This window comes from Arthrobacter koreensis (assembly GCF_009193255.1).
Taxonomy (GTDB): domain Bacteria; phylum Actinomycetota; class Actinomycetes; order Actinomycetales; family Micrococcaceae; genus Arthrobacter_B; species Arthrobacter_B koreensis.
On the sequence record NZ_WACG01000009.1, the window covers coordinates 53,327 to 71,294 of the forward strand.

Consider the following 17,968-nt stretch of genomic DNA (forward strand, 5'->3'; position numbering starts at 1 on the left):
TTTCCGCACGGGACTTCTTCTCTTTCTTGCCGCTCACAGCTTCTCCCTCAGTTCAGTGGGAACCTTGATGTGTTTGGGCAGGACCAAACCAAGCGGAAGCGCCGCGGCGAAGGCGGAATCCTGAGACCCGTACACCGGCCGCAGTCTGAGCCGCGCAGTCGCGGCGAGGTTATCGACGGCCGCCCGCGCATCGGCTTCCCTAGTGAGGTCAGTGACCGTCGCGGTGACCAGCAAACCGAACTGGACCAGCCCGGCACCAGAGGCTTCTTCGCTGGCAGTAGCAGCGGCTGCACGGACAGCCAGGGTGTCCCGGGCAGCAGGCTTGCTCGTGGACGTCACCCGGAACTCCGCTGAACGCAGGTCTGCTTCTACGATCGCCGCGGCTTTCGCAGCATCCAGCGGCCGGTAGAGCAACGTGACCCGTTTCCGGGCAATGTCCCGGTGAGGAGCAAGAAGGCGTGCCAGCACGCCGCTTTGTACATTTCCCCGAGGGGCGGAAGTCATGGCCCAGGTGCAGGAGTAGGCCGAGTCATGCCGGTAACCGTTCCAATACCCCTGAGCCGCTGACGGTCCCACATCCGGCCAGGAAATATCCGGGGTCTCCCCGGCTGCATGGGCCTCGTCTATGAGAACAGCTGCAGCAGGGTCATACGACACGCGAATCACTTCGCAGAGTTCCTGTGCAGAGAGCGGGTGCGCGGCACCGGCACCGGTGGCTTGAAGGCCGGCGGTGAGGCCGGGAAGCCGGGCAGCGAGTTCACGGCCCACTTCTTCTGCCTGCCGCTTCTTGCCTCCGGAGCGCTGTGAGGCGCTGAAGGTAATGGAGACGAAAGCCTTGATGGTGGAAGACCCAGATGGATACCGTCCGACGACTTCAGCAAGCATTTCGCGTGCGAAGGCCGGAGCATCGTCGTCAAGATTCAAGGCGACTTCCCGGCGCAGCCTGGTTCCTGAATCGGGAGCGGTTTCCAACGTCACCGATGCGGCCTCGACGCCGGGCTCATCACCCAGGTTCGCCAGCCAGTGTCCCCAGTCCGCAACCCATATATCGATCTGCTCCTGATCAACCAGGGCCGCCCCGTCGGGCTCAGTGCCGATCACCACCGAGTACGACGATGTGGCAGGCGTATAGAGAAGGGCGAACGGACGGCCGTAAGAGTCGGTATGTTCACTCAGCCGGATCGGGGCGGCTAGCCCCGGCAGCTGGTAGGTGCCCCACAAAGCCCTACCCAGCGGGCCGGAGCGATAGACGTTTGAACCCCGGGACCTCGCTGTCCACCATGCCAGGCGGGCGCCCCCTCGGCTGAGCACATTCTTGCCGTGCGAGTCCTTGGCCAGGACGGCGAGCATAGCCACACCCAGGATGCCGGCGAGGATGACTGCTTCGAGGAGTCCTCGGATCATCACCATCATGACGACGAGGACGAGACCTCCGAGCAGCATGGCGGTTCCAACAGAGCCCAGGCCGAGGATTCCAGCGGAGGATGGACGCCTCCAATTGCCGTATGTCCGAGGTGGTCTGTTGTTCATGTCAGCGACTGCCATCCGGGCCGCCTCCTTCTCCTGTCGCATCCTCTCCGAGACTCTGTGCTGCCTGCCCGGCCTTTTGTCCTGCCTGAAGTGCTACGCCAGCGGCAATGCCAACAGGCCCGGCTGCCGCACCGGCTGCCGCACCCCCTCCGGCTGCCGCTCCGCCACCGGCTGCCGCACCTCCGCCTGCGGCGGCTCCTGCTCCTGCGCCGCCACCGCCAGACGCTGCGCCGCTACTGCCGCTGGATGCGGTGCTCGTTCCAGCTGTGCTGTTTGTGGACGCCGGACCGCCGCCCGGACTCGATCCGCCTTGAGGGCCGGTGCTCTGCCCACCCTGGGCTGCACTGTTTCCACCGCCGTCACCTCCGGTGGGGCCGCTCGGCCCGATAGGACCGTCACCGCCGTTGTTCGATGTCTGGGCGCTGGATCGCACGGAATTGCCGGCGCCCAAGCGGCCCAGGGCCGCTGCGCCGGAAGGAAGTGCTGCAAGAGCTCCAAGTGCCAGCGCTCCTCCCGCGCCGCCAGCCATGGCGCCAACCATGGGCGTCACAAACCTCATAAGTGCCGGCAGAGCAAAGAGTGCGATGAGCATGAGCATCAAACCGGTGAGAATAGCCAGCAAGCCGGTCCCGTCATCCGCAAAGACGTTGGTTCCCACAAGCTGGAAAGCCGTTGCGTACACGATCGCCGCAGCCGGTTTATAGAGGATGAACGCGATCAGCCAGCCGATGCACTTCCTGAACCAGTTCTTGCCCATTTCGGTGTTTGTGAATGACGCGGACAACGGCAGGATGCCGGTCAGGATGACCAGCATTCCGCCACGGGCGACCATCAGAACAATCTGAAAGGCAGAGCTCAAGACGGCAATAAGCCCCAGGATGATAATCAGCAGAGGCCCGAGACCATCTGCTGCTGCTGCCGTGAGAGAGAGCATTGCGGTCACATTTGTCTCGAAGCAGGCAGACCCTGGGGTTGAGACATCACAGTCCAGCGAAGCGTTGAGGATCCAGGTGGAGAACGAGTCCGCCGCAGCCACGAGAAGGCCCACCATGGTGGTTCCCGCGCCTGCAACGATCACGAGTGTCAGCAGACCTTTTGCTGTGTCGCGGCCGGGCTCAGCACGCTGTTCCCATGCCATTCTTGCCCCACCGATAATGACTGAAACCACCGCAGCGGCACCCATGTACCACCAGAGGCCTGACTGGAGGAACAAAACAGCGCCGGATGCGTTGGACGGACCCGACGGCATGAGGCCCGCTATCAGAGCACTTGCCGAGGAGATGAGGACCACCGAGGCGAGGAGTAGGCCAATCTTGCCCACCGCAGCGATGCCTTCTCCTGCCCGCATTCGGCTTGCGATGAGAGCGCCGAGGATGAAGAGCGATAGGACAGCGATACCGAGACCGATCCATGTGACATAGCCCAACACGGTGGTGATGTTCCCGGAATCTGGAGCGGAGCTGCCAGCCGTTATTGAGGACCCTCCTCCCGTGCCAGTCAGGTTTGGGGTGCCAATGTTGACCCACATGGTCCCGAGCGAAGCGATGGTGTTTGTGACAGCGCCCATGACGGCCTGGGCCATGTCTTCGATTGCCCCTCCGAGGGCATCCTTAGCCCAGTCGCCCGTCCAACATCCGACGTCATTCCACTCGCACCCAGCCATCTACATCATTCCCTCCACGGCACGTATCCGGCTATATCCGGTATCTGTGCGATTCGAAGTGGATTCGATAGGTCTTGTGGAGAGAGCTTCCAATCACCGTCTTGCCAGACCAGGTCATAGACCACGGAAACGTAAACGGCGCTACTTGACGCCGTTCCCCGGGCGGCAAGGTCGATTCTGGCCGAAGCTCCGTCGTAGTTGAGGACCTTAAAGCCCTCAATGCTGAGTCGATTCTCAGGTGAGCTACTCGTACCCACGGTGTCCAAGAGTTCATCACGATTCGCCGCATCATCGGCCAGGAAGTAATTGGCCCATGCGACGGCTCCCGTTCCAGACCCCTGAACCATGCCGTTGGCAGCGGCGAAGAGAGCCCCTTCAGGAGACCGTTGGAAGCAGTATCGAACCGACTCCGCATTTGTTTCGCCAGGACCGAACTCCGGCGAAGTGGGATACGCCGTCGTCTCTTCGTACGCCCATACAGCGTCCGGCGCCGTAACGACTGTTCCTGATAATGACTCGCCTGCAAGGTTGCAGATGCTGTCGCCGGAGGGCAGATCAACCGGTTCATTGGTCGGCGGTGGCATTGCGCTCGAAGGCGCGGGCGTGGCTGCGTCGGATTCTGGCTCGTCCCTGGTCGCATTCATGATGCCCAGAAACACGCCCGCCACGACGACCAAAACCACGATCACCGCAGAGATCAGGAATCCCGGCTTTGCGAACGGGCTCTGCTGGTTCTCATCGTCTGAAGCCATCTTCGCCCCTTACCTAGGCCAGGAATCCGACCAAAGCGCCGGCCGCCGAAATGACGATCACCCCGCCTAGCGACATACCGATCTTCCCTACGTGTTCACCGCCTTCGCCGCGCCGGGACTGAATGGCCATCAGTGCCCCCGCTGCGAACAGACCAAGAACACAGACAGCCAGCGCGACCCACTTTCCCCAGCTCATTACGCTGTTGAATCCTTCGGTTCCCGGAGGCTGCAACGGATCCGGGTTGGGGACCTGCGCCGGAAGTATGGCCAGCAGATCGCCGGCAGAGGCGAGGGTTGTCATCAGCACGCTCATGGCGTTCCTTTCATTTCTCCGCTGCCGAGGCAGCGGTCCGGGTGAGGCGGTTCAAATCGTCGATGAGTCGTCTGAGATCCCGCGGTACATCGGAGCTGGAGGGAGCATCACCGACGCGCCATGCTTCGATCCAAGGGACCGACCAGCTACGCGGTACTCCCCCACTGACGAGCCGGGCGAAGTCGCGCAATGGGCGAGGGAGCTTGCCAGGGGCATCTGCCACCAGGACCAGGCCAAGAACATTGGCCTCACTTGCCTGACCCGAGGCCCATTGGGTCGCTGCTGCCTGCGCAGACCGCAATCCGGCCATGCTGGTGCGAGCCACCAAAACGACGTTGGCCCCGCTGCCATCAGCGGGACGAGGCCAGCTGTGGCCTGCTTCCGCCCAGCCATCCACCAATGAGGCCAGGCTGGATTCGCCTGCGCCGCCGTGGGTTCCCAGCCACCACAAGTCGGCTGTGGCAGCGCGTTCCCTGATGTGAAGAAGGCTGTCGGCGCTGGGAGCCGGGACGCCGCTTTGGGGCGTTTGAGGGCCAGTTGCAGGTGGCAACTGTCCCTCTAGCACCTCTGGCATCTGAACCTCAACCGAGTCTGGTCGAGAGAGCCATGGGTTACGCGTAGACGACACGGCACGAATCCTTACTAATAAGGTGAAGGAGCTTAGGTGCCCCACACCCTAGGCGTCGACAGTGGAAGGAAGCAACGGTATGCGGCCTATATCTTTTTCTAGCTACCTATGTTTGTTTAGTGCTGGTTCGTTTAGGATCGCCGCATGCAGCTCAGCACATGGGAAACGGCAGTGAACAGCGCCAGAGGAACCGAAGGCCTCGACGCACTCTTCGCGGACCGTCCCGAGACTCTGAGCGTCGATGAGGTGGCACTGCTGCTGAACATCAGCCGGCAAAACACATACTCCTGGCTCAGAGACGGGGTGATCCCGGGCTACAAGATCGGCAACACCTGGCGAGTCATTAGGGACGAGCTCAAAGAGACCATGAGGCTCGGCGCTAACTCACCTACCCGCAGGGCTCACGGCAAAGACGACGAAGAGGACTGAAATGACCAGGTTCCCTCTGCGCACGACCGCTCTGATCTGCATCCTTGCACTGACCGGCTGCGCCGGGAACCAGGACAGTCCCGGAGAAGAACCTCCCGAAAACACGCCCTCTGCATCGGCAACGATGCCTGACCTGAATCAATTCACTCCGCCCCCGTCCGGATATGTCGACGATCACACTGGGGAGAAGGTTGCCCCCATAGCCGTTCCCACGTGGGACGCAGAATCACGTAGTTCTGTCGTCGCGGCTGCTGAAAAAGCTATGTCGGCCTTCGCGAGGCCATCGCTGGACGAGGACACCTGGTGGGCTGAGCTGGGCGGCCTCCTCAACGAGGAGGCCGCCCAAGACTATGCCTACGTGGACCCCGCCAACATTCCTGCCACGGCGGTTACGGGACCAGGCGTCCTGACTGATGAGTCCAGCGCCTACGTGGGCTACGTGGACGTTCCCACGGACGCAGGTGTTTACCGCCTCATCCTGAACCGCACCGATGCGGTGGCCCCCTGGCTGGTCAGCCGCATCAGCCCGCCGGAGACGAGCAACTAGCTATGGCCGGGGCGAGTCCAAGCGGGGTAGCAGCGATCCTCGCTGTTCCTGTGCTCGCCTTCGGAACGGTCTTCGGAATCATGCTTTTTGGCGGACCTGCTGCTCTTGCGGCGTCCTGCAACCCGGCACCGGGAAGCGAGACGGGAGTCAGCATTGACCCGGAGACGGTCCCAAATACGACCATTGCCGGATACAACCATGACCAGCTGGTGAACGCCGCACACATCATTCAGGCAGGCAAAGACCTTCAGCTCGGCGTTCGGGACCAAACCATCGGCGTCATGACTGCCATGGGCGAATCGTCACTGAACATCCTCGACCGCGGGGATGCCGCCGGCCCTGATTCACGAGGATTGTTCCAGCAGCGCGACAACGGTGCCTGGGGTTCCTACGAGGACCGGATGGACCCGTACATATCGTCCACCAATTACTTCAAAGCGCTGCTCAAGATCGAGGCGAGAGATTCACTCGAACCGACGATTGCCGCCAACCGGGTTCAGCGCAACGCCGATCCCTACCACTATGCGCGATTCTGGGACGCGGCCGTGGAAGTGGTCGAGTACCTTGCCGGCACGGACACCGGGCTGAGGCAGGGAAACGGCAACAACGTCTGCGCCGGAGGCGAGACCATCCCCGGAGAAGTCAACCTCAACGGATGGGCAAAGCCCGGAGCCGGACCGGTCAACGGCGGATACGGGCCCCGCGGGATCATCGACACCCCCGCAGGACCCACACCGGCTTTCCACTTCGGCATCGACTTGGAAGCCGGCGGCTGCGAAGGACCCATCTGGGCCGCGCAGGCCGGCACCGTCAGCCAGGTATTCCAAGACCTCAGCGGCGGATGGATCGTCGAGGTCGACCACGGCGGAGGCGTGGTCACCTGGTACGCCCACATGTACTCCAACGGCATCCTCGTCGAGGTCGGAGACAAAGTCGAAGCCGGCCAAATGATCGCCCGGGTGGGCAGTTCCGGAATGAGCACTGCCTGCCATCTGCACTTTGAGGTCCACGTCAGCGGCGACCCCGTTGACCCAGTCTCGTTCCTCGCCGAAGTCGGTATCACCTACTAACCGAAGGAGTTCAGATGAGCACCGCACCAGCAGAGTGGCCCAAGGTGGAAGCCATCATCAAGGAAGACGGAACCGGCGAAGTCAGAATCGGCGGCAGCATCCATCCCATCCAGACCGCCGACCTTTCAGCTGCCCGCGCAGCAGCCGTGGAGATCGTCGCTGCCGCCGCAGCGAAGCTCGGCCGTAATCTGCGCGCAGCCATGAGCGACACTGAGGGCGAATGGCCCCTGATCATCCACGCCGACGGAACGGTAGAAGAAGCCGACCCGAGCCCCGCCCAGGAATCGGGCAAGGAAAAGCCCGCCCGGCGACGGAAAGCCACCCCGACGGTCCCCGCCGAAGTCATCACCTCTTCGCAGATACCGGCTCGGAAAGACACCGAACCCACCCCGGAAAGAAAGCGGCCACAACCCATGGAAAAGCCCGCTACAGTCCCCACGAAGACAGAAACGGCTCCCCCTGCCGAAACACCCTTAGGAACCCCGCAGCAGACCCGGCGGAGCCTGAAAGATACCTCGTTCCTGGTCAGCGCTCCTGTCCTGGAGCCGGCCACACAGGGATGGAGAGGAACCCTCAGCCGGCTCGGCTTCCGCATGGAACCTTCAGCGGAGGAACTCGCTGAACGTGAAGACATTCGCACCGTCAGCCAGCACTGGCCCGGCCCCCGCACCGTCGCAGTCGTCAACCGCAAGGGCGGAGCCAACAAGACACCCACCGTCGTCATGCTCTCCGCGATCCTGGCCCGATACAGCGGAGCCGCCACCGTGGCCTGGGACAACAACGAATCCCAGGGCACCCTAGGCTGGCGCACCGAGCAGGGAGGACACAGCAACAGCGTTCTGGACCTCATTGATTCCTCTCAGACACTCCTCTCCCCCAGTACCAACGCAGCCGAAATCGCACGCTTCGTCCACCACCAGACTTCAGACAAGTACGACGTCCTCCGCTCCGACGAGAACGAAGAAGGAGACCACGAGGTAACAGCTGAGGAAGTGGATATCGCCCACCAGGTGCTCACCCGCTACTACCGGCTTATCGTCATGGACTCAGGCAATACCGCCAGGGCAGCGAACTGGCGGCGCATGATCCACCACACCGACCAGCTCGTGGTGCCTGTGACCGCGATCGAGGACCGCGCAGAAGCAGCACGCCTAACTCTCCAAACCCTGGAGTCCCGCGGCGGCCACGACGCCGACCTCGCAGCGAACGCCGTCGTCATCGTTTCAGAATCAACTGATTCCAAACGCAGTATGAGCGGAGACGCCTTGAAACGTGCCAAGGCCGAGGCGCAGCGGATCGCGGACGGATTCGCGCCCCACGTCCGCTCGGTCGTCCGGATCCCCTACGACCCTGCCCTGGTCAACGGCCCCATCCGCTACGACTCACTGCAGCCGGCCACGCAGCGGGCATGGCTCGCGGCTGCCGCTGCTGTGGCCAGAGGGTTTTGAGCAACACACCCATGAGCTGCCGCATTTAAATTAAATGCGCGTGACAGGATGTTGGTTATGCAGCAGACCCAGCGACAAATCGGAAGGCCGCGCCTCGACGTCGGTCCGCGCCACACCGTTGCTGTGAAACTTGAGCAGCCGGAGTGGGACAAACTGCAAGAAATCGCGCAGATTCTCGGTATTAAGCCCGGCCCTCATGCCACCCAGACTCTTATTGACTACCTGAGATCGGTGGACGTTACCGCTCTGAGGAATCAGGAGGTCTTATTCAGTAAGGCCAGTTAAACGAACAAGGCCCGCCACGAGGGCGGGCCTTCATATGAAGTTCGAAAGCTCTCCACCCCGTTTGCTTGGCGGCTCCGGGTGAAGGGCTCTTACAGCTACACCCTCTAGGAGGGTCCTTCTGTTATGCCCGTAAGTCTACACAAGGCTTCTTCTGTGTGTGAAGTCGACGCGCTCGGCGCGTCTTCACACCGCATCGACGCCTCCCCTCTCCGCCTAGGACGCCGCAGATCTGCCCGTGCTGAGCTCGTCTGTGTCCCCGAGGGCCACAAGCGCACCGGTGCCCCCCTGGACGGCGGCGTCCTGGGTCCAGTCCCCCGCCGTGCTACCCGCCGGGTTAACCGCAGCGCAGAGACATCGCGCGAGGTCGTCCGCGCTGCCGTGCCCAAGGGCAGTCTCCGGGCAGCGCACGGAAACCAGGTCACCGCGCATCTCAGGAACCTGCTGGCTGTCCGCCGTATGCGCGCAGACGGGCAGCGAAACCGGCTTCTGACGATGGCCTATCTCATCGCCAGAACCGACTACGAGACCATGACCTGCCGCCCCGGCTGGGATTCCATTGCCGAGGCGGTTGGCTGCCACCGGCGGACCATTGCCCGGTACCTCGCAGAATTCGAAGCGTGGGGCCTCCTTGGACGCGTTGCCGGCGGTCGGCAAGCCCAGTACGCAGCACCAGGACCGGACGGCGAGAAGATCAACGAAGCGGCCGTGTACGTCCTGTGCGTCCCGTCCCCGCTTGCCCTGCTCCACCAGGAAGAGAAACCGGCTGTGGATATAAATGCCACCCCTCCCGCCCTAGGCGGTTCTCACCTTAAAGAAAAAGACTTAACCCACACACGCGCGCGCGAAAACGAGTCTCCTTCGGACGTGGCTCCGCCACGACTGTCTACTCCTGGCGCCGCAAGCGGCGCAGCCACTCCCCCAGTGCCATGGCGTCCGGAAATACGTTGGCCAGCCCACCGAACGACAAGCCGCAAAATACAGCGGCAGGCGGCGGCCTCCGAAATCTGGTACCGATCCTTCGCTCTCCGGTGCCTGTCGATCAAAGACCTGGCAAGCATCTGCCGGGACTTCTTCCTCGCAGGATGGACCGTCGCGGATATTCTGCACGCCCTGGACTGGCAGCCGGATGGCACCCCCTGGCCGCACAGCGGAGCACCGTCCACCAAGGAGCCTGGACGTATCCGTGGGTGGTTGAAAACCCGGCTCGCTGCTTGGCGCACCGCCGAAGGTGAACCTCTTCGTTCGCGAGATCAGCAGGCAGCGGCGCGCTCGGCCGCACTCAAACGTGAACAGGCCTTGGTCCGGAAACGAATAGCTGAGGAACAGCTCGATCGAGCATCAGCTGTGGCCGGAGGCAGAGCCCGGACCAGCTGGCGGATGCTGGCCGCTCAGCACGGCTATATTGCATCGACGGCCGCACCGCGGACAGGGTGACAATGACCGGGGCGATATCTTCACGCTATCGATAGCGCAGTGATATCATTACACTATCGAATCATTTTGATATCACAGCGATATCGCCAGTGTTGCTGGTAGAGAGGGAGACATGCCGATACTTCTAGTGGGAAGCCAAAAAGGCGGCACCGGCAAGACGACAACCACCGTCAACATCGCCGCAGAACTCGCCCGGATGGGCGAGGACGTCATCATCGTGGACTGCGATAAAAGCGTCCAATCAGCCTTCACCTGGGCCGGCGACAGAGTGCAAGACGACTCGCTCCCCCGGGTCCACTCCGTTCAGGCTACCGGCAACGTCCGGGAAGTCCTCAAGGACCTCTGCACGCGCTATAGCTACGTCGTTGTCGACGTCCCCGGCCACGACAGCCAGGAAATGCGCACAGCAATGACGGTCGCCGACTTGATGATTATTCCGGTTCGCCCATCTCAGTTTGACTTGGACACGATGCCCGGAATGGTTGAACTCATCGAGACCGCCCAGGACATGAATCCCAAGCTCAAGGCCATGGCCTTGCTGACACAGGTCCCCACCTACTCGTCAGCAACTGAGCAGGACGAGGCCAAGGAATATCTGCGGGACTATCCGCAGATCCCACTTATCGACGCTGCACTCAAAATCCGCAAGGTCTATCGCGACAGCATCCCAGCCGGCAGGGGAGTGGTCGAAGCTTCCAACAGCCCAGCCAAGGCCGAGGTCCAGGTACTCGTGAAGGAGATTCAGTCATGGCTATAAAGAAACGTCAGCCCGCGATGCCGAGTCCTGCGACCGCCGTTCGTGAGGATCAGGACGAACTGGCCAGGAAAGCCGAAGAATTTGGCAGAGGAGGATACGCCCCGGTTGAGTCGGCGGGGAAGGAGGACCAGCTGGACCCTAACGCGCCTCTCACCAAGATGGTGCCGTTCCGCCTGAACGAGTATCAAAAACTACTCCTGAAGGAGGCTGCGGTTGAAGACCGACGCAGCCAGCAAAAGCTGCTCGAATCCCTTGTCTGGCCGGAACTGGAACGTCGGAGGGCCGATCGCAAAAGATAGCGTCAGCATGTCGTAGTTACATCACTGTGATATCACTCTGATATCTATATACTATCTTTCTGGTGTCCCGCCCATGAGTGGAGCGGCTCCTTTAGGCAGCGCAGTCAAGAATGCTCTCCAGGACCCACTCTTCATCCCTGGGCTCCCGCCGTATCGTGAAGGTGCGCAAAGCACTCGACGCAGTGAGCCGCACCTGGAGCTGCCAGTACTCCACGTTGATCAGATCGCCTGTTCCCCGGGCCGCTGACCCGTCGCGTTCCCACCAATTGCACCGGCCGTACCAGTGCACAGGCTCAGCAGCCACGGCCCAAATCCGTCCATCATGACGCACAGCGAGCGGGGTTCCAGCTGTAGTGAAACGCACGGATACCTCGGCTTGGCTCACCGTGCCGCATTCCTGGACTGTCATGGAAAAACCAGACTCCTTACGGTTCGCCGGATAGCAACCTGCTACCCACCCTTATTAGAACATATGTTCGAATAAGGGTGGGTTTGGTCCAGTTGTCTAACGCCCAGAGCACACGTTTTTCCCGACCTGTGGATGAAGTGACAAAGTACACACAAGGCCCTAGGCCCCGCGTCATATGGCGGTCGTGGACACTGCCAAAGGAACCGTGACAGTACGGTGCCAGCGTGTTTCCCAACACACGCAAGTAGACTGATCGTAGGGTCCAAAGCGCCCGGCCTCTTAAAAGAAAGAAGGGACTCTGCCAGGAGTCCCAACTGTCCGGATAGAGGTAACCAACTACCCTTCGTCTGCAGCGCATTGAAGCCACACACGTTTGCTTGTACCCCCAGACTATGTCTGGGCTTGACTGACAGTCAATTGGAAAACCTGCCGAGGCAGGCGCCAGCCAACTAGCTGCCAGGGCGTAAGGCTTTCACACTGCATCGTCGGGTTCGTGAAAGAAGGCAGTCCCGACTCATGATTCACGACAACATCGAGCCGTTGCTCGTCCTCCCACCGCTGCATCCGATCTCGGTCGCCGTGTATGCGGGTATCCTCATCCTCGCCTCCAGCATTTTCCACCCAGGCTGCAATGACCGGGCTGTGCGTCTAGCGAGGGCCTTCCGGGGACTCCTAAAAGCACTCAGACGCTGAGCTGGCGGAGGAGCTGAACTAGCTCCACCGCTCAGCCCCTCACCTGCTCGCACAGACAGTCCCCTACCAAACAGGTTCAGGCAACGCTCGCGAGAGCGTTGCCTGAACCTGTTTAACCACCTTTCCACGGTCTAAACGGGCTGGGCAGGAATGCGGGCCTGCGCTGCGCTTCGGGCTGTGGCCGGCGGCTCCTTCGTCGCCGCCGGCTGATCTGTCTACGACGTTTTTTGCTGCTGTCCTACGGATTCTGCGCCCCCGCTCCGCAGCGTCAACCGGCTGGCACCGGCTGCGGTCCCAACAATCCTCTCCGGCGCTCCTGCGTCGCTTATTTCCTCCCAGGATTCTTAGCCCCTGGCGCCTACGGCGTTGAGCACTGCTCCGTCGGGGACAAGCGAGCAAGCTCGCCAGCAGGCAAAAAACAACGGGGGAGAGGCCAACTGCTGGACCACCACCAGCCAAAACCCCACCCGCAACCACAAGGAGCAAAACCAATGGAACATCTGGAACTGATCGACCCGGCCCAGCTGACCATCGACGCGAATGTCCGTGCCGACGTGCAGCTCGACAAGGAATTCCTGGCCTCGATCAAGGAGCACGGAGTGCTCCAGCCCGTCATCGCCCAGCGCAAGGAAAACGGCGGCATCCACGTCCTCTTCGGCCAGCGCCGCACTCTCGCCGCCGTCGAGAACAGCCTGGCCCAGATCCCCGTCTACATCGTTGACGCCCTCACCGAAGCCGACCGGATGGCCAAGCAGGTCGTCGAGAACGACCAGCGGCAGGCGCTGACCGAGGTAGACCGTGCCGAAGCCTTCCACCAGCTCTCGCTGCTGGGAGTCTCCGCCACCCAGATTGCCCGCAAAACCGGAGCCAAGAAAACCGTCGTCGAAGCCGCCCTGAAAGTCCGCGCCAACGACACCGCCACCGCAGCCCTCGCAGGCGGAATGACACTGGAAATGGCCGCCATCATCGAGGAATTCAGCGACGACACCACCGCCATAGAACAACTCGAACGCGCAGCAGCGAACGACCCGCAGAGGTTCAACCACACCGCCCAGCGCATCAGGGACGACCGTAAACGCGCCGCCGAAATCGCCTCCATGACCGCCGAAATCGAAGCCCAGGGCATGACCGTGGTCACGGAGAACGTCCTCTACTACGACTACAAGGGACCAATGGCCCCAATCGGCAACCTCCGCACCGCAGATGGGGAACCCCTCACCATCGCAGACGCCAACGGCGCGTACATCGGGCACACCTACAACGGTGAGCTCAACGTGGTGTACCTGCACACCGACTGGAAAGCCGCCGGGCTCACGTTCCCCGGCCGCACGCAAACAGGCGGCCCCATGACAGAAGAGGAAAAGGCCGAACGCCGAACCGTCATCGAAAACAACAAAGCATGGGACGCGGCCGAGAAAGTCCGGCTTGGTTTCCTGAAAGACCTGCTCGCCGCCAAGTCCCTGCCCAAGGGCGCCCTGCAGTTCATCGCCCAGGCGATCTGCACTGACGGCCACACAGCCTCGGACGGCATCAACAAATACAGCGGATTCACTGCCGAACTCCTCGGAGGCAGCAACGGCTTCGGAGAACTAGCCCGAGTAGCGGAGAAGCCAGGCCGGAAGCCCGACGGCATCATCCTCGCGGCCTTTCTCGCCGGATACGAACAGAACCTCTCCCGCCAATCCTGGAGGACCCCGACCGATGCCGAATGGCGATACCTGACCAAGCTGGGGGAGTGGGGCTACGCCCTCAGCGACGTCGAGCTCATCATCACCGAAAAGTAGGCAGAGGGTGCCCCGGCTCAGGCCGGGGCACCCTCCTTCGTCCAAAGGCACACGGATATACAGATACACAGATACACAGATAAACAGAGAGCGGTCCTGCGCTGCGCTTCGGGCTGTGGCCGGCGGCTCCTTCGTCGCCGCCGGCTGATCTGTCTACGACGTTTTTTGCTGCTGTCCTGCGGATTCTGCGCCCCCGCTCCGCAGCGTCAACCGGCTGGCACCGGCTGCGGTCCCAACAATCCTCTCCGGCGCTCCTGCGTCGCTTATTTCCTCCCAGGATTCTTAGCCCCTGGCGCCTACGGCGTTGAGCACTGCTCCGTCGGGGACAAGCGAGCAAGCTCGCCAGCAGGCAAAAAACAACGGGGGAGAGGCCAACTGCTGGACCACCACCAGCCAAAACCCCACCCGCAACCACAAGGAGCAACCGATGGAAAAGCTCAAAGCCACCACCGCGGCCGACGTACTGGCACTGTTCCCGCACATCCTCGGCTTCGATCCCCGCGAATCCTTTGGACTCATGACCCTGCAAGGCCCCGCACTGGGAGTGAGCCTTCGAATCGACATCCCCACCGATGACATCAGCCCCGCCGACTTTGCCCGGACGCTGACCTCTCACCTGCTCGAAGACGTCAACGCGGACGGCGTGCTGCTCATGGTCTACACGAACGAAAAGCCCGCCGGCCCCGACCCCAAACCCCACAAGGACTACGTGGAAGCCATGAAACGCGAACTTCAGCGCGGAGGCCTTCCCATCCGCGACGGCTGGCTCGTCACCGATCAGGGATGGACAGACTACTTCTGCGAAGACCCCGAGTGCTGCCAGTTGCGCCCGCTGTCTGAGATCGAGGACAGCGCCATCAGCGCCCACATGGTCTTCAAAGGCTCCGCCAAGCGGACCACCCTCGCCGATGATCCCGCCTTCATCGGCAGCGAAGAAGCAGGGCGCAAAATCACCGAAACTGCCGCACGGATGGAAAACGTGGTTCCGCTGGACTTCACCGACCCGGGACACTGCGAAGCACGAGCTGCATGGCAGAAAGCGCTCGGCACCCAGCCCGACGAGGACGAGGCATGCGAACTGGCCGGCTACCTCCAGTGCAAGCCGGTGCGTGATCGCCTCGTCGTCGATACCATCAGCTACGCCGAAGACATGGCAACGATCAGGAACGTTCTCACCGGCCGAGTCACTGAGCGGCCGGACTGGGCGCGGGTGGACGCCACCGAAGCCCTGCTCCTCCACCTGCTGGCCTACACGCCCGGCGCCGCCCGGGCCGAACTGTTCAGCTTCCTGGGCTGGCTCTCCTGGTACAAAGGCCGCAGCTCAGTCGCAGCCGCCTACTTCAAAAAAGCCCTCGAAGTCCAGCCGGGTCACCGCCTCACGCTGCTGCTGAACGAGATGCTGCGGGCCGGTGCACTACCGGCAGTGGGCAAGAACCCGGCCACCGCCTACAACGCAACTCAACTCGAATAGGTAAGGAAGAGTGAGAAGGCCGGCCTCGGCGGTGTGACGTGGTCCCCGAGGGCCGGCCTTTGCCTGCATTGTCTGTGGCCATGGATCGTTCTATTGTTCGGGCGGCGGCGGCGGCCTCCTCCGCAAGCTCCCCCGTCCGCCGCCGTGACACGCTGGCGCGGCCCTCCATCAGGAGAGAACCATGCCACTAGTGACCGAATGACGTAAGAAGAAGGAGATCCGAAGAGAATCATGAGACCAGACCTCATTCATCGCACCGACTCCGCACTCAGGGAAGCCATCAGGGCGCTCTGGCACGGACAGCCGCAGAGAAACGAGACCTTTGCGACCGCCCGCTCCGGCGGCAAGGTTCAGGTACTGGACATCATTTGGGTCTCTGCGGAGCACCGCAGTCTCTTGTAACGACTGGGCGCGATCCCGGCAGACCAGTTAGGTGCTTTCAGCAGGAGCGAGCGGGCAGTTTTTGCGGTAATCTGCGTATGTGCGTAATAACGCACATACGCACGCAAAGGGGTAGTTGGTTTGCTTTCGGTCCTGGCTAATGAGACATACCGGCGGTTATTCGGCGCACAGATCATCGCATTGCTCGGTACCGGCCTGCTGACGGTGGCGCTAGGGCTGCTCGCCTACGATCTGGCAGGCAGCCACGCCGGCGCAGTGCTGGGTACGGCGCTGACCATCAAGATGATTGCCTATGTTGGCTTCGCACCGGTGATCAATGCCTTGGTCACACGGCTACCGAAGAAACCGGTGCTGATCAGTGCTGATCTGATTCGTGCCGCCATGGCGTTATGTTTGCCGTTCATCACCGAGACCTGGCAAATCTACGTGGTCATTTTCCTGCTTCAGTCAGCGTCGGCCACGTTCACCCCAGCGTTCCAGTCCCTGATCCCCAGCGTGTTGAAGGACGAGAAGGACTACACCCGGGCTTTGTCTCTCTCACGCCTGGCCTACGACCTTGAAGCCCTGGCCAGCCCCGCTATCGCCGCGCTGCTGCTAACAGTTCTGAGTTATAACAGTCTTTTCTTAGGCACCGTCGGGGGATTCCTGTTCTCCGCGCTGATGGTTACCTTCACAACGGTGCCTGCAAACGCACCAGCCCACCCAGAAGATGCGTCCTCGCTGTGGCACCGCACCACCCTCGGTGCCCGAATTTTCTGGAATAACCGGCGGCTTCGATCCCTGCTCGCACTGAACTTGGTGGTCTCGGCACCTACTGCACTGGTGCTGGTGAACAGCGTCGTCATCGTCCGTGACTTCCTGCAGCGCCCCGAAACAGACCTTGCTCTTGCCCTGGCCTGTTTTGGCATCGGATCCATGGTTGTGGCGCTGGCCGCTCCAATGGTGCTGGAACGCTTCGGAGACCGTGCCGTCATGCTCACCGGTGCCACCGCCACCCCGCTGGCTCTCACCGGCGCAACGGTGCTGCTGTTCCAGCCCGCCTCTGATGCGACATGGTGGTCTCTCCTGGGACTGTGGTTCCTGCTCGGCGCTGGGAACTCCACCATTCTCACTCCCTCGGCCCGACTTCTCCGAGAAGCATCCACTGAGGAAACACGGCCTTATGTATTTACCGCCCAGTTCTCCCTTTCCCATGCCTGCTACATCATCAGCTATCCGCTGGCCGGTATAGCCGGCGCTGCCGCCGGGCTGGGCCTGTCATCGCTGGCACTGACGATTCTTGCGATGATAGGAGCGGCAGGGGCCTTCATCTCCTGGCCCCGGCACGGCACCGGAACCACTGAGACATTGGAGCAAGGTGATGAGCAGCCCGTTGGACCACACCGCCACGGCAGCCCCTGAACAGCCATCGGTAGTCCATGATGTCGAGGCTAGCCCCGCCCTGCTCGAAACAGCGGCCGGGACGCTGCGTATGCTCGCCGAGCCTACCCGGCTGCATCTGCTCCTGCAGCTCGCTGAGGGACCTAAGACAGTCACCGAACTGGTTGCCGCGACCAAGGCGCCGCGCACCGCGGTTAGCCAGCACCTGGCCAAACTCCGGCTCAGCGAACTGGTCGATACCCGCAAGAACGGGCAGAGTGTGATCTACTCCCTGCATGACGGGCATCTGCTTCGCCTGATCCGTGAGACCATCAACCACGCAGATCACCGCCTCACTGGCGAACCCTCCCACGCCTAACCACACGTAAGTTTGGCGGACCCGAACTGCGTATCCCGGGCCTCACCACCCATAATGGTCATCCCTGGCGGCTCCTTCGTCGCCGCCGGCTGATCTGTCTACGACGTTTTTTGCTGCTGTCCTACGGATTCTGCGCCCCCGCTCCGCAGCGTCAACCGGCTGGCACCGGCTGCGGTCCCAACAATCCTCTCCGGCGCTCCTGCGTCGCTTATTTCCTCCCAGGATTCTTAGCCCCTGGCGCCTACGGCGTTGAGCACTGCTCCGTCGGGGACAAGCGAGCAAGCTCGCCAGCAGGCAAAAAACAACGGGGGAGAGG

The 17,968-nt window shown here is 62.0% G+C and carries 16 protein-coding genes; 11 read left to right on the plus strand and 5 right to left on the minus strand.

The genetic code is table 11. The features are described 5' to 3' along the window. Positions 1-33: 33 nt before the first annotated feature. From GD628_RS16055 to GD628_RS16935, 5 genes are read right to left on the minus strand one after another with little or no spacing between them, the layout of a single operon-like run. Complete coding sequence (locus tag GD628_RS16055) at positions 34-1,572, minus strand: SCO6880 family protein (RefSeq protein WP_476726886.1); 1,539 nt, start codon at positions 1,570-1,572, stop codon at positions 34-36. Beyond that, the gene (locus GD628_RS16580; RefSeq protein ID WP_193313304.1) at positions 1,532-3,193 is read right to left on the minus strand and encodes a TrbL/VirB6 family protein; all 1,662 of its coding nucleotides are present in this window, start codon (positions 3,191-3,193) and stop codon (positions 1,532-1,534) included. The genes GD628_RS16055 and GD628_RS16580 overlap by 41 nt, the downstream gene beginning before the upstream one ends. 5 nt (positions 3,194-3,198) lie before the next feature. Further along, positions 3,199-3,945: a DUF8175 domain-containg protein gene (locus tag GD628_RS16065; RefSeq protein ID WP_152275393.1), complete on the minus strand. Its 747-nt coding sequence runs from the start codon at positions 3,943-3,945 to the stop codon at positions 3,199-3,201. Positions 3,946-3,958: 13 nt separating this feature from the next. Then, positions 3,959-4,258 carry a hypothetical protein gene (locus GD628_RS16070; RefSeq protein ID WP_152275394.1) on the minus strand — a complete coding sequence of 100 codons (300 nt, stop codon included), beginning with the start codon at positions 4,256-4,258 and terminating at the stop codon, positions 3,959-3,961. Between the two features lie 10 nt (positions 4,259-4,268). Further along, a complete protein-coding gene (locus GD628_RS16935; protein ID WP_338083430.1) occupies positions 4,269-4,832 on the minus strand; it encodes a DUF6668 family protein in 564 nt (187 codons plus the stop codon). Positions 4,833-5,030: 198 nt separating this feature from the next. On the opposite strand from GD628_RS16935, the gene GD628_RS16080 reads away from it, so the two are divergent. The 11 genes from GD628_RS16080 (at position 5,031) to GD628_RS16135 (ending at position 17,652) form a co-directional block, all read left to right on the plus strand. Beyond that, a complete protein-coding gene (locus tag GD628_RS16080; RefSeq protein ID WP_066303433.1) occupies positions 5,031-5,315 on the plus strand; it encodes a helix-turn-helix domain-containing protein in 285 nt (94 codons plus the stop codon). A gap of 262 nt (positions 5,316-5,577) precedes the next feature. Beyond that, positions 5,578-5,862, plus strand: coding sequence for a hypothetical protein (locus GD628_RS16085; RefSeq protein ID WP_152275396.1), 285 nt, complete (start codon positions 5,578-5,580; stop codon positions 5,860-5,862). 2 nt (positions 5,863-5,864) lie between these two features. Continuing rightward, on the plus strand, positions 5,865-6,932 hold the full coding sequence (locus GD628_RS16090; RefSeq protein WP_152275397.1) for a M23 family metallopeptidase: 1,068 nt from the start codon (positions 5,865-5,867) through the stop codon (positions 6,930-6,932). A gap of 14 nt (positions 6,933-6,946) precedes the next feature. Then, entirely contained in the window at positions 6,947-8,380 is a 1,434-nt protein-coding gene (locus GD628_RS16095) for a chromosome partitioning protein ParA (RefSeq protein WP_152275398.1), read from the plus strand. A 57-nt stretch (positions 8,381-8,437) separates the two neighbouring features. Next, positions 8,438-8,665: a hypothetical protein gene (locus tag GD628_RS16100; protein ID WP_152275399.1), complete on the plus strand. Its 228-nt coding sequence runs from the start codon at positions 8,438-8,440 to the stop codon at positions 8,663-8,665. Positions 8,666-10,211: 1,546 nt separating this feature from the next. After that, positions 10,212-10,856 carry an AAA family ATPase gene (locus GD628_RS16105; protein WP_152275400.1) on the plus strand — a complete coding sequence of 215 codons (645 nt, stop codon included), beginning with the start codon at positions 10,212-10,214 and terminating at the stop codon, positions 10,854-10,856. Continuing rightward, positions 10,847-11,155, plus strand: coding sequence for a hypothetical protein (locus GD628_RS16110; protein ID WP_152275401.1), 309 nt, complete (start codon positions 10,847-10,849; stop codon positions 11,153-11,155). The genes GD628_RS16105 and GD628_RS16110 overlap by 10 nt, the downstream gene beginning before the upstream one ends. Before the next feature lie 1,593 nt (positions 11,156-12,748). Next, entirely contained in the window at positions 12,749-14,041 is a 1,293-nt protein-coding gene (locus GD628_RS16120; RefSeq protein ID WP_152275403.1) for a ParB/RepB/Spo0J family partition protein, read from the plus strand. Positions 14,042-14,468: 427 nt separating this feature from the next. After that, entirely contained in the window at positions 14,469-15,512 is a 1,044-nt protein-coding gene (locus GD628_RS16125) for a DUF4192 domain-containing protein (protein WP_152275404.1), read from the plus strand. Positions 15,513-16,034: 522 nt separating this feature from the next. Then, a complete protein-coding gene (locus GD628_RS16130) occupies positions 16,035-17,315 on the plus strand; it encodes an MFS transporter (RefSeq protein ID WP_152275405.1) in 1,281 nt (426 codons plus the stop codon). Then, positions 17,275-17,652 carry an ArsR/SmtB family transcription factor gene (locus tag GD628_RS16135; RefSeq protein ID WP_152275406.1) on the plus strand — a complete coding sequence of 126 codons (378 nt, stop codon included), beginning with the start codon at positions 17,275-17,277 and terminating at the stop codon, positions 17,650-17,652. The genes GD628_RS16130 and GD628_RS16135 overlap by 41 nt, the downstream gene beginning before the upstream one ends. Positions 17,653-17,968 lie beyond the last annotated feature (316 nt).

What these genes read in the sequence shown, in the direction of transcription:
- GD628_RS16125 (WP_152275404.1), top strand. Translation starts at nt 14,469, where the DNA reads ATGGAAAAGCTCAAAGCCACCACCGCGGCCGACGTACTGGCACTGTTC.
- GD628_RS16065 (WP_152275393.1), bottom strand. Translation starts at nt 3,945, where the DNA reads ATGGCTTCAGACGATGAGAACCAGCAGAGCCCGTTCGCAAAGCCGGGA.
- GD628_RS16090 (WP_152275397.1), top strand. Translation starts at nt 5,865, where the DNA reads ATGGCCGGGGCGAGTCCAAGCGGGGTAGCAGCGATCCTCGCTGTTCCT.
- GD628_RS16135 (WP_152275406.1), top strand. Translation starts at nt 17,275, where the DNA reads ATGAGCAGCCCGTTGGACCACACCGCCACGGCAGCCCCTGAACAGCCA.
- GD628_RS16110 (WP_152275401.1), top strand. Translation starts at nt 10,847, where the DNA reads ATGGCTATAAAGAAACGTCAGCCCGCGATGCCGAGTCCTGCGACCGCC.
- GD628_RS16095 (WP_152275398.1), top strand. Translation starts at nt 6,947, where the DNA reads ATGAGCACCGCACCAGCAGAGTGGCCCAAGGTGGAAGCCATCATCAAG.
- GD628_RS16070 (WP_152275394.1), bottom strand. Translation starts at nt 4,258, where the DNA reads ATGAGCGTGCTGATGACAACCCTCGCCTCTGCCGGCGATCTGCTGGCC.
- GD628_RS16105 (WP_152275400.1), top strand. Translation starts at nt 10,212, where the DNA reads ATGCCGATACTTCTAGTGGGAAGCCAAAAAGGCGGCACCGGCAAGACG.
- GD628_RS16100 (WP_152275399.1), top strand. Translation starts at nt 8,438, where the DNA reads ATGCAGCAGACCCAGCGACAAATCGGAAGGCCGCGCCTCGACGTCGGT.
- GD628_RS16935 (WP_338083430.1), bottom strand. Translation starts at nt 4,832, where the DNA reads ATGCCAGAGGTGCTAGAGGGACAGTTGCCACCTGCAACTGGCCCTCAA.
- GD628_RS16120 (WP_152275403.1), top strand. Translation starts at nt 12,749, where the DNA reads ATGGAACATCTGGAACTGATCGACCCGGCCCAGCTGACCATCGACGCG.
- GD628_RS16055 (WP_476726886.1), bottom strand. Translation starts at nt 1,572, where the DNA reads ATGCGACAGGAGAAGGAGGCGGCCCGGATGGCAGTCGCTGACATGAAC.
- GD628_RS16085 (WP_152275396.1), top strand. Translation starts at nt 5,578, where the DNA reads ATGTCGGCCTTCGCGAGGCCATCGCTGGACGAGGACACCTGGTGGGCT.
- GD628_RS16080 (WP_066303433.1), top strand. Translation starts at nt 5,031, where the DNA reads ATGCAGCTCAGCACATGGGAAACGGCAGTGAACAGCGCCAGAGGAACC.
- GD628_RS16580 (WP_193313304.1), bottom strand. Translation starts at nt 3,193, where the DNA reads ATGGCTGGGTGCGAGTGGAATGACGTCGGATGTTGGACGGGCGACTGG.